This is a genomic window from Streptomyces sp. NPDC024698 (genome assembly GCF_055559015.1).
In genome coordinates, this window is sequence record NZ_JBVHLK010000024.1 from 81,451 (window position 1) to 91,936 (window position 10,486).

Sequence of the window (10,486 nt, forward strand, 5' to 3'; positions counted from 1 at the left end):
CCCTTGCGCTCGCGGCGGGCGCGGTTCACGCGCGCCGAAGTCTACCCGTCCCCCGACCCCCACCCCCACTAAATGGGGTGTGGCGCCCCGGTTTCCGGGGGGGCCCAACCGCCCTTTTCTGCGTTGTACGCCCCGATCCCTGGGGTGGGGCGTTGTTCTCACTTCTCGGGTCCGGCAAGTTCGAATTCGTCCTGGCTCAGTGCGTTGCGCAGCCGCTGCTCTGCGATGTCGGCATAGTGCTCGGCGAGTTCGACACCTATGAACTGGCGCCCTTCACGCAAGGCTGCGACGCCGGTTGTCCCGGAGCCGGTGAAGGGGTCGAGGACCGTTCCACCCGGAGGGCAGATCTTCACCAGCTCCTGCATCACTTCCACGGGCTTCTGCGTGATGTGCACCCGGTCCTTCCGGGGCTGGCTCGCCGTGTAGAGACCAGGCAGGTAGACGGGGTTGCGGTTGGCGTCGACGGGCCCCTTGGTTCCCCACACGATGTACTCGCACGACTGCTTGAGTCGGCCCTTCTGCGGCCGGGAGACCGGCTTGTGCCATGACGCGATTCCTCGCCAGGTCCACCCGGCGGCCTGGAGCGCGTCCGTCGTCGTCGGCAGCTGCCGCCAGTCGGTGAAGACAAGCGCGGTGCCGGACTCGACGGTCGCGCGATAGGACTCGGTGAGCAGGAGGGTGAGCCAGAAGCCGTACGAGCGCTGGTCCCGGTTCTCTCCGGGGAAGTTGGCGAGATCGTGCTCGGCGTCGGCCGAGGTGTACTTCGCGCGTGCGGAGCGGCCGGTGCGCTCGCTGCTGGTTCGGCCGCCGCTGTTGTAGGGCGGGTCGGTGATCACGGCATCGACGCTGTTGTCGGGGATGCCGGCGAGGGCGGTCAGCGCGTCACCTCGGTGCAGGGTGTACGGCATTGCGCGGTTCTCTCTTTCAGGGAGGCGGTCGTGCGCGCGTCTCTCCGCTAGCGGAGGGCTGCGCACGTCGGCATGGGGCGCTCCGCGGAACTGCGAAAGCAGTTGCCGGGACGAGCAATGCACTGGAGGTTAACTCCGTATTCCGGCCGCACCCAATGAGTCCGATCTCCGCTCGCCGGCCCGGAACCGTCCGAAGCACAGTCAGTTTGGTGCGGCCGGATTTCCTCCCTACAGTCTCGCCCTGTTCGTAGAACGGAAACTGGATCCGCCTCTGCTGAGCTATGTCGATGCGTGCTGTTCCGTTCATCCGGCAGTGCACCTGACACCCCACCAAGTGACTTCCTAATCGACGAAGAGGACTTCCCATGTGGCGGGTGAGATTACGAGCGCGGCTGGCTGCCGATCCCCCAGTAACGGGTCCAGCGGCCGGGAGCTAGCAACTCCCGGCCCTGGTTTCCCTGTCATCCCCAGAGATTCCGAATGCATATCCGGCGCGGTACTGATGCCCTTTCGGCGAGAGGGGCTGTGCCGCGCTGCCTACGAGTAAGGAGCTGCCGATGCAGCATGCCCAGGCGGGCCACTCCCCAGGGCCGAGTTCCCGGTCCTGCCGTTCGGCGTTCGGGCTTCGTCCGTGAAGAAGGTCGTGGCCATAGCAGGGGCCGTGGCGCTCGGCCCGGCGTTGCTGATAGCGCCGGTCGCAGTCGCTCTCGCTGATTCCAGCAGCGCCCAGGCCCCCTGTTCTGCGGATGGCGCACAGGCTGTGGACAGCACGGCGGTCGCGAAGCAGGTGGAGTCGATCCTCAAGGGCGACGGCAAGGGGGCTGTGTCCGTTTCCGGGCTGGATGATCCCGAGGAGCAGATACGGAACGCCAAGACGATCCAGGTCACTGGCGTCGCGATGAAGGTGCCAGCGCGGGGGCAGATCGTTTCCCTTGCCACCGCTCTGCAGGAGTCGGGGCTGCGGAATCTGGACTACGGCGATCGGGATTCGCTCGGTCTCTTCCAGCAGCGTCCCAGCCAGGGCTGGGGTACGGCTGCGCAGGTTCGTGATCCGGTGCATGCCTCGACGATGTTCTATGAGGGCCTGCTCAATGTCTCGGGCTGGCAGTCAATGACCATCGCTCAAGCCGCGCAGGCGGTTCAGAAGAGCGGTTTCCCCGGTGCGTACGCGACGTGGGAGCCGCTGGCCACAGTCCTTCAGAAGGCCATCGCCAAGTCGCTTGGCCAGAAAGGGGGTTATGGCCAAGGCCGCGACACGGGCAGTGAGTCCGAGCAGGCGATCTCCTCGACGGTTGCCAGGTGCGGTACCAGTGAGGACGGGTCCTCCTTCGGCCCGATTCCCGCGGGGTCCATCCCCGAGGGGTACCAGATCCCGGCAAGTTCGCCCAAGTCGGTTCGTAAGGCGATTCGTTGGGGACTTGGCCAGCTTGGTACTCCGTACCAGTGGGGCGGTACGTGTTCTGCTCCGCACGGCCAGGACCCGATGGGCCGGTGCGACTGCTCGTCCCTGGTGCACGCGTCGTACAAGGCCGGCGGCATCTCGCTCTCCCGGACCACGTACACGCAGGTCAAGGAGGGCAAGGCGGTCAGCGTCGATGCCCTCAGGCCGGGTGACCTCCTGTTCACCCACGGCACGGCCAAGGCACCCGAACACGTCGGGATGTTCATCGGCCAAGGGCTGGTCCTGCAGGCCCCCAAGACCGGCGACGTGGTCAAGATCTCGACCCTCGCCGACTGGCGTGCAGACATTGTCGCCGCCCGTCGAGTCGTCTGACCAGCATCTTCTCCCCCTCGCCGCTCCATCTCCTCTCGGGCCCTCGCGCACCCATATTCGCACTGGAGTTCCAAGTGAAGCTCACGCAGCACGCCCAGTACCTGGCGTACAACCCCGGCATCACCCCGAAGGAGGGCGGCCTCCCCGGCCTCAACGTGCTGAAAAGCGTCATCTCGTCGATCAACCTCTTCGGGATCATCGCGGTGGTCGGCTCCCTGGCCGTCTCCGCCATCGTCTGGGCCTGGGGCCACCACAGCGGCGGCCACCAGGCCGAGGCGAACGGGAAGAAGGGCACGGTCATCGCCGCCGGGTGCGCGCTTCTGCTCGGCGCGGCCAACGGCATCGTGACGTTCTTCTCGGCGATGGGGACGCAGGTCCACTGATGACGAAGAAGCACTCCCCTGCCGCCCAGGAGCACACGTACGGAGCACCGTCCTCGGTCCCACGACGTGCCCTGATGGGCTGCCTCGTCCTCGCCGTGATGCTGGCCGTCGCCGGTCTCCTCGCGTATCTGACCCGCTCGGAGAGCCCCGCCTCGGCGAAGCCCTCCCCATCTGCGAAGTCCACGCCGCAGGCGGCTTCGCCGGAGGCGACCGACGGCAAGCATGAGGCCGTTGCATCGCCGCCCCGGACGAGCGATCCGATCGAGTTTGCGAAGGCGGCAACCAAGGTCCTGTGGACATACGACACCCGCGCCGTCTCCCAGGCCGAGCATGTCGCCAGGCTCAAGCGGTGGATGACCAGCGAGAAGAAGTACGCCGACTGGGAATCCGTGTCCGATCAGGTGCCGGCCCCGGTGCTGTGGTCGCGGATGCACGAGAACGGCCAGCACGCAAGTGCCAAGGTCGGCGAGGGCCACTTCCCGCAGGCGTTCAAGACCGCCCTGGCCCAGGACCCCGGCGCGATCACCGAGGCGTACGTCTACGCCGTCACGGTCACCGGCAAGCAGTCCATCGCCTGGAAGGGCTCCGGGGCCGGAGCCGAGTCCCGCTCCACGACGCTCGCCGTCCAATGCCGTCCCGACCAGGCCTGTGCCCTCGTCGGCGTGCTGCCGAGCGTCGCGCCCTGATCGCCCCCAATTCACGAAAGGAGGTGCCCTCATGGGGGCCTGTGACCTTCCACTGATGGACACAGTGTGCAGCACCGTCGGCGGCGTCGTCGGTGCGACCGGCGAGGCGATCACCGATGGCATCGGTGCCTGGATCGCCAAGTCGATGGGCGAGCTGGCCCAGTCCGCTGCAGACCTCGCCTCGACGGCCGTCGACAAGACAACGGCCGTCGATCTCAACGCCGAGTGGTTCCGCAGCAACTACGAGCTGCTGCTACCTATCGGTCTCGTCCTGACCGTCGGCACGTTCTGTCTGCAGCTGATGCGCGCGGCCTGGCGCCGTGACGAACGTGCTCTCGCGCAGGCGGTGACCGGGACGGTGGCGGGTGTCCTGTTCGCATTCGCGGCGATCGCCTGCACCACCGTCGCGCTGACCGTGGTCGATGCGCTCTCCGCCGGGTTGTTCAAGGCGGCGAACAGCTCGGTCGACGACGCGATCCGCCGCATCATCGAGGTCAACGACCTCGGCCCGATGTACGCGTTGGGCTGGACGATCCCCGCCATGGTCGGTCTGGGGTGTGCCATCGGCGCGTTCTTGTACTGGGCGGTGATGGTCGCCCGCAAGGTCGGCATCCTGGTCCTGGTGACGCTGGCGGTGTTCGCCGGCGCGGGCGGCGGCTGGGAGGTGGCTCGTCGCTGGCGGCGCGGGTGGATCGAGGCAACCAGCACTTTGATCGTCAGCAAGCTGCTGATGACGATCGTATTCCTGCTGGGCGTCTCGGCCATGGGCAAGAGCGACGCCTCCGACGGACTCGCCGCCCTGTCCGACGCCATGGCGGGCATCGTCGTCATGGTCCTGGTGATGCTGTGCCCCTACGCCACGTACAAGTTCGTGCACTGGGCGGCCGACGGTGGTGGCCAGGACGACCTGCACCGTACGGGCGTCGCGGGGATGGCGGTGGCGGCGGGTGCGGCGAAGACCGCGGGCCAGCTCGCGATGCAGGTCGGCACCGGCATGCGTGCTCCGCAGGGCCCGTCGAATGTTCCGGGCCAGGGCTCGGGCGGTGTCGCCTCCGGCATCGACCCGACCGGCGGATCGGCCGGGAACGACCAGCCGAAGCAGACCCACTTCCGCTTCGGCGAGGATCCCAACGCCACCGGCGACAAGGGCCGGGCACTGATCCGGAAGCCTCCCACCGATGGTGACCGCGGTCAGCCGCTGATCCAGCGCCCCGGGCAGGAGACCGCGGCCGACGCGGCGCCGGTCTCCTCGGGACCGACGCCGCAGGGCGCCTCGGTAGAGCAGCCACAGGTCACTCACCTGGATCCGCCGGCACCCTGGCGTACCGGGCCGTCCCCAGTGAGCGAGCCTTCTCCGCAGGGCGGTGCCACGCCGCAGCGGTGGGTCTATCCCCAGCAGCCGGGTGGATCGGGCTCGTAGCCCTCGGCTGACGGGGCGGGCGGCTCAGGTCGCCTCCGGCGCCGCCCGCCCCGCTTCCTCCGCCTCTTTTCTTTCTTGCTCCCCACGTTCCAAGGACGGCTTCGCCATGCTCTCCGACACCTCTCAGCCTGACGGCCCCGCCACCGTGAAATTCCCGCACCGCTCGCGGCGCGGTGTACTGCTCGGCCTGTCGGCTCCTCAGCTGGTCGTCGTCACCATGACCGGGCTGCTGCTGCTTGCGGTGCTGCTCGCCTCCGGCGTCTCCGGGGCGCTCAAGTTCATACCGCTGTGGGCGGGCATTCTGACGGCGGTGTTCATCCGCCATCGCGGCCGGTCCCTCGCCGACTGGGCTCCTATCGCCGCGCGGTACGCGCTCCGTCGCTTCCGGGGCCAGCTGATCTGGCTCGCCCGGCCGTCCACCCGACCGCGCCGCGAGGGCCTGCTCCACCTCCCGGGCACCGCGGCTTCCCTTCGTGTAGTCACCTCCCCTCACGGCCGCTTCGGCGCGGCGCACGATCCGCACCACGGCACGCTCACCGCCGTTGTGAAGGTCTCCTCCCGTGCCTTCGCTCTGCTCGACCCGGCCACCCAGACCAGCAATGTCGCAGGCTGGGGACGCACGCTGGCCGCTTTGGCACGTACCGGGCACATCGCCCGGGTCCAGGTCCTGGAGCGCACGGTGCCTGACTCCGGCGACGCGCTCAACCGCTACTGGCACGAGCAAGGCAACGCCCAGACCCACCTGGCCGGTCCCATCTACAGCGACCTGCTGGCCGCCGCCGGACCGGCCGCCGCACCACACGAGGCGTACGTGGCACTCGCCCTCGATCTCAAGTCCGCCCGCCGCCTGATCAACCAGGCCGGCGGCGGGCTTACCGGCGGCTGCGCGGTCCTGGCCCAGCTCACGTCCACCTTCGACCAGGCCGCCCGCACTGCCGGTCTCACGCCCAGCGGCTGGCTGAGCGCGTCGGAGATCGCCGCCGTGATCCGTACCGCATACGACCCTGCGGCGTCGGCCGCGCTGGACCAGTGGTCGGCCTCCGGCCGCGCGCAGGCCGAGCCCGCTGCCGCCGGGCCCGTCGTCCTGGTCGAGAAGGCCGACCGGATCCAGACCGACTCGGCCCACCACGCCACGTTCTGGATCGAGAACTGGCCCCGCATCGAAACCTCACCCGGCTTCCTGCACCAGCTCCTGTTCACCTCCGGCGTCCGCCGCACCCTCTCGCTCACGTACGAACCCAAGGGACTGGACTCCGCGCTCAAGGACGTACAGCGCCGCAAGGCCACCGTGATCGCGGACGCCGCCGAGCGGCAGCGCAAGGGGCAGGTCGACTCCGAGGAGGACTCGGTCGAGTACGCCGACATCAAGCAGCGAGAGCGCCAGCTGATCGCCGGACACGCCGACGTCGCCCTCACCGGTCTGCTCACCGTCAGCGCCGACACCGACGAACAGCTCAACGCCGCCTGCGCCGCGATCGAGACGGGCGCCGTCGCCGCCCTCGTCGACCTGCGCCTGCTCACCTGGCAGCAGGCCGAGGCCTTCACCAACGCCGCCCTGCCCCTCGCCCGCCCGTAGCGCACCCGCACCACCCTCTCGCGCTCTACCGAAGGGCACCCTCATGCCGACCGAGCCCCTGCCCGAACTGGCTCCGGACTTCGTCCCGTTCGCCACCGCGGCGCTCGACTTCCACCAGGCGATCAACATGCCGGTCGCCCCCATCGCCGCCGGCCGTGCCGAACTCGACTCCCTGCACGCCCACGTCGTCGCGCTGTACGGGCTGCTCGACGCCCACACCGCCCGCACCACTTCCGTGGCGAGGGCAGAGGGCGACCACCTGCGGGCGTGCCGGATCCGGCTGTGGCAGGCAGCCGAGCACCTCCACGCCGCCTTCCACGCCGCCCCGCACCCCGGCTCCGCCCGCCCGCCCACCCGGGAGGCGTGCCGAGCCCGGCTACCCGAGGGGGCACCCGAACTCACCGTCTGCCAGCGCCACCTGGCCATCGCCACCCGGGTCCGCCACGACCACACCCCAGCCGATCTGCGTGCCCCCTTCACCGGCCTCACTCGCCACTGACCGCCAGGAGCACCACCACTATGGCCTCTCGTACCCGCGCTAGCGCCAGCCCCCTGTTCGTCCCCCGCAAGAGCGACCGCCGCACGGCGCGCGCCGCCCGTCACCAGTTCGCCGCCGCCCGCGACCAGGCCCGGCACGCCGCCCGCCCCGAAGTCCGCCGCCCCGCGCCGGGTCTCGACCCCGAGCTGCGGGCTACCTACCCGGCTACCGGTCGGCCCGGTCCGGCGTCCGCCCGCGGCGGCCGTCTCAAGCTGCCCGCACATCGGATGACGACAGCCACCGCGTCCGGGGCCTACCCGTTTCTCGCGGAGGGCGGCCTCGGCGCTCAGGGGATCTACATCGGCCGTGACGTCCACGCCGAAGCGGCGTTCACCTACGACCCGTTCGCCCTGTATGGGCGCCTCGACGGCTTCACCAACCCCAACATCCTGCTGGCCGGGATCATCGGCATGGGCAAGTCCGCCCTGGCCAAGTCCCTCGCCGTGCGCGCCGTGGCCTTCGGATACCGGATCTACGTACCCTGCGACCCGAAGGGCGAATGGACCATCGTCGCCCAGGAACTGGGCGGGCAGACCATCGCGCTCGGCCCCGGCCTGCCCGGACGCCTGAACCCCCTGGATGCGCCAGCCCGGCCGTACGGCGTGAACGAGGAGGACTGGATCGGTGAGGTCCGCAAGCGGCGCCTCCTGTTGCTCGGCTCGCTCGCGAAGACGGTCCTGGGACGCGAGCTCCATCCCATGGAACACACCGCCCTTGATGTGGCGCTCGACCAGGTCGTCGCCTACGCCGAGGCCAACGGCACGACGCCGCTACTGGGCGAGGTCGCCTACGTTCTCGGCTCCCGCGAGCGTCTCGATGCCGCGCTCGGCGAGCTGTCCGGCCGCCTCGGCCACGCCGCCGAAGACCTCGCCCACGCACTGCGCCGCCTCGTGCACGGCGACCTGGCCGGGATGTTCGACGCACCGAGCACCGTTGCGTTCGACCCGAGTGCACCGATGCTGTCCATCGACCTGTCCCGCCTCGGCGGTGCGGGCGATGACACCGCGCTCGTCGTGGCGATGACCTGCGCCTCCGCCTGGATGGAATCCGCGCTCGCCGACCCCTCCGGGGGACGGCGCTGGGTGATCTACGACGAGGCATGGCGCGTGATGCGGCACGTCGCACTGCTGGAGCGGATGCAGAGCCAGTGGAAGCTCTCACGTGGCCTGGGCATCGCGAACCTGATGGTCATCCACCGCCTCAGCGACCTGCTGGCCGCAGGCGACGCCGGATCCCGGGGACGCGCCCTGGCCGAAGGCCTGCTCACCGACTGTTCCACCCGGATCATCTACCGCCAGGAAGCCGACCAACTCACCTCTGCCGCATCCCTATTGGGGCTCACCGGCATCGAGACCCAGGCTGTTTCGGCGCTCACCAAGGGGCGTGGCCTGTGGAAGGTCGCAGGAAGGTCGTTCATAACGCAACATCTTCTTCATCCGTGTGAGCGCGAGTTGTTTGACACGGACGCGCGGATGTCTGTTATCACCCACCCCTGATCAGACCCATCACGCCGGGGCGGCGCCGCGTGCCTCAGCTCATTCTCCTGTTTCCAGCCCATCCCGAAGGAGTGTGCCCTCCATGACTCAGCAGTACAGGATCCGCGGTTTGAGCCCATATCTGGTCCGGCGCTACATCGACCAACTCCGCTCCGGCCCTGTCACCCTGGCAACAGGCGTTCGCTGCCTCGACGAGCCGACGCTTCGACACCCGTCATGGTTGACCCGACACCGACCGCACTCAGACGGAACGCCGGGCACCCCCCCTTGTCCCTGGTTCTGCCGCGCAGGCCTCGGCGCACCAGACCGCCCCTCGGCCCGCCGACCGAACGAGCCCGAGGACCTTGCGGCTTCACTGAGGAACTCGCCGCCCGGACCGACTCATAGAGCGTCGTCGCCCCCGAGTACGCCGCGTACGCCGACCAGTTCCCACTCGCGCAACGAGTGTGAAGCCTCGGTCATGCGGGCACTGGGCAGCGTCCGCGGTGGCCGACCGACCGCTTCCCCGCTACGAGCAGGCCGTGCGTCAGAGCGTCGATGTTGATCTCTTCTCGCGCCGATCGAGACGTAACTTACCTTCGCCCTGGTCGGTCGGGCCTTGTCGGCACTACCAGCCTGTGCCGCGTCCCTCGCCATTCCAGGCGGCCTTCGGCGACTCGCTTCGGGATGCGATCGTAACCGGCAGTAGCCCTTTTGACAGGCCGATTTACGGCGGCTAGTTTTGTAAGTAGAGGAGTCAGCAAGCGAGCCCTGATGAATCCGGCAGAAAATCTCCCAGCGTCTCTTCGTCGAGAATGGAGTCTAGCTCCTTTCCGCTCCCCGTTCATTACTCCCGCAATCGGGAGGTACGGTGCAAGGATATGACGTCTATCGCAAGGCGATGACTGAGGATCAGTGGAATGGCTGGTGGATCACCTGGCCCCTGTCGAACCGCGTTCGACTAGGGGATGTCTACGACAGGCAAGGCGATGCAATCCGCAGAGCAGGTGACTTGGCCGGCCGCGGAATCTCCTTTGTCCCGGAACTCGGCACATCGCCCGGCACCTTCGTCTACGATTCGAAGCAGTCGGTGGATGTCAGGTTCAAAGCCTCCGGAAGCGCTCCTGAGGCGCTGTCAGTCCTGGCCCAGGCGGACGCCGGCGCCTCGGTGAAATTTCAGAAAGAGAAAACGGCCTTCGTAGTCTTCCGCGAAATTTCACAATGGGGAATTGCTGACGTTCGGAGCCTTTCGAACGCCCTGGCTTCGCTGTGGTGGAATCGCGACTGGGACGACTCGTTGCTGGCCGTGACCAGCGTGGTCTCCGCGGTTGGCGGCACGGTGCTCTCGGCGGCGGAGACAGGTGCGGTGGCCGAGGTCAAGGTGTCCGCGGCAGCGGGCGTCGCCGGTCCACTCGGTATGGCGGATCTGGCGCTTGGCGCGTCGGTCGTCCGCCGCAGCGCTCTCGGCGCCGAATGGACCGGCACCGACGTCACACCGTTCTACCAGGTGGTTCGTCTGCGCCAGGACTGGCTGGGCAGGGTGGTGGCCCAGTACGGCCCGCGGCCACCGGGCCGTGGGGCCCACCCCTCCGTCCTCCCCACACTGCTGAGCGAGGAGATAGCGGACGACCCCGATGCCGTCCTGACCGTGGCAAAGCAGGCGGATCAGCTGCCATTCACTTTTCCGGGAGACGGCTGACACGTGTCGAGAGGCCGCAGTGACGAT

The 10,486-nt window shown here is 68.5% G+C and carries 9 protein-coding genes; 8 read left to right on the forward strand and 1 reads right to left on the reverse strand.

Annotation, left to right across the window (positions count from 1 at the left end):
- Nucleotides 1-158: 158 nt before the first annotated feature.
- Nucleotides 159-908 carry a DNA-methyltransferase gene (locus ACZ4AA_RS33335; RefSeq protein WP_467611043.1) on the reverse strand — a complete coding sequence of 250 codons (750 nt, stop codon included), beginning with the start codon at nucleotides 906-908 and terminating at the stop codon, nucleotides 159-161.
- Nucleotides 909-1,539: 631 nt separating this feature from the next.
- Here ACZ4AA_RS33335 and ACZ4AA_RS33340 point away from each other — a divergent pair.
- The 8 genes from ACZ4AA_RS33340 to ACZ4AA_RS33375 all read left to right on the forward strand — a co-directional run bounded on the left by ACZ4AA_RS33340 (nucleotide 1,540) and on the right by ACZ4AA_RS33375 (nucleotide 10,459).
- The gene (locus ACZ4AA_RS33340; RefSeq protein WP_467611045.1) at nucleotides 1,540-2,682 is read left to right on the forward strand and encodes a C40 family peptidase; all 1,143 of its coding nucleotides are present in this window, start codon (nucleotides 1,540-1,542) and stop codon (nucleotides 2,680-2,682) included.
- 74 nt (nucleotides 2,683-2,756) lie between these two features.
- Nucleotides 2,757-3,065, forward strand: a complete 309-nt coding sequence (locus ACZ4AA_RS33345) for a DUF6112 family protein (RefSeq protein WP_467611047.1) — start codon at nucleotides 2,757-2,759, stop codon at nucleotides 3,063-3,065.
- On the forward strand, nucleotides 3,065-3,751 hold the full coding sequence (locus ACZ4AA_RS33350) for a hypothetical protein (RefSeq protein ID WP_467611049.1): 687 nt from the start codon (nucleotides 3,065-3,067) through the stop codon (nucleotides 3,749-3,751). The genes ACZ4AA_RS33345 and ACZ4AA_RS33350 overlap by 1 nt, the downstream gene beginning before the upstream one ends.
- A 31-nt stretch (nucleotides 3,752-3,782) precedes the next feature.
- Nucleotides 3,783-5,171 carry an SCO6881 family protein gene (locus ACZ4AA_RS33355; RefSeq protein ID WP_467611051.1) on the forward strand — a complete coding sequence of 463 codons (1,389 nt, stop codon included), beginning with the start codon at nucleotides 3,783-3,785 and terminating at the stop codon, nucleotides 5,169-5,171.
- 106 nt (nucleotides 5,172-5,277) lie between these two features.
- Nucleotides 5,278-6,747, forward strand: a complete 1,470-nt coding sequence (locus ACZ4AA_RS33360; protein ID WP_467611053.1) for an SCO6880 family protein — start codon at nucleotides 5,278-5,280, stop codon at nucleotides 6,745-6,747.
- A gap of 43 nt (nucleotides 6,748-6,790) precedes the next feature.
- The gene (locus ACZ4AA_RS33365) at nucleotides 6,791-7,246 is read left to right on the forward strand and encodes a DUF6238 family protein (protein WP_467611055.1); all 456 of its coding nucleotides are present in this window, start codon (nucleotides 6,791-6,793) and stop codon (nucleotides 7,244-7,246) included.
- A 20-nt stretch (nucleotides 7,247-7,266) separates the two neighbouring features.
- A complete protein-coding gene (locus tag ACZ4AA_RS33370) occupies nucleotides 7,267-8,781 on the forward strand; it encodes an ATP-binding protein (RefSeq protein WP_467611057.1) in 1,515 nt (504 codons plus the stop codon).
- 850 nt (nucleotides 8,782-9,631) lie between these two features.
- A complete protein-coding gene (locus ACZ4AA_RS33375) occupies nucleotides 9,632-10,459 on the forward strand; it encodes a hypothetical protein (RefSeq protein WP_467611059.1) in 828 nt (275 codons plus the stop codon).
- Nucleotides 10,460-10,486 lie beyond the last annotated feature (27 nt).

Bases quoted from the DNA above. Each gene is read 5' to 3' on its own strand.
- ACZ4AA_RS33365 (WP_467611055.1), top strand. From the start codon at position 6,791: ATGCCGACCGAGCCCCTGCCCGAACTGGCTCCGGACTTCGTCCCGTTC.
- ACZ4AA_RS33355 (WP_467611051.1), top strand. From the start codon at position 3,783: ATGGGGGCCTGTGACCTTCCACTGATGGACACAGTGTGCAGCACCGTC.
- ACZ4AA_RS33350 (WP_467611049.1), top strand. From the start codon at position 3,065: ATGACGAAGAAGCACTCCCCTGCCGCCCAGGAGCACACGTACGGAGCA.
- ACZ4AA_RS33335 (WP_467611043.1), bottom strand. From the start codon at position 908: ATGCCGTACACCCTGCACCGAGGTGACGCGCTGACCGCCCTCGCCGGC.
- ACZ4AA_RS33360 (WP_467611053.1), top strand. From the start codon at position 5,278: ATGCTCTCCGACACCTCTCAGCCTGACGGCCCCGCCACCGTGAAATTC.
- ACZ4AA_RS33370 (WP_467611057.1), top strand. From the start codon at position 7,267: ATGGCCTCTCGTACCCGCGCTAGCGCCAGCCCCCTGTTCGTCCCCCGC.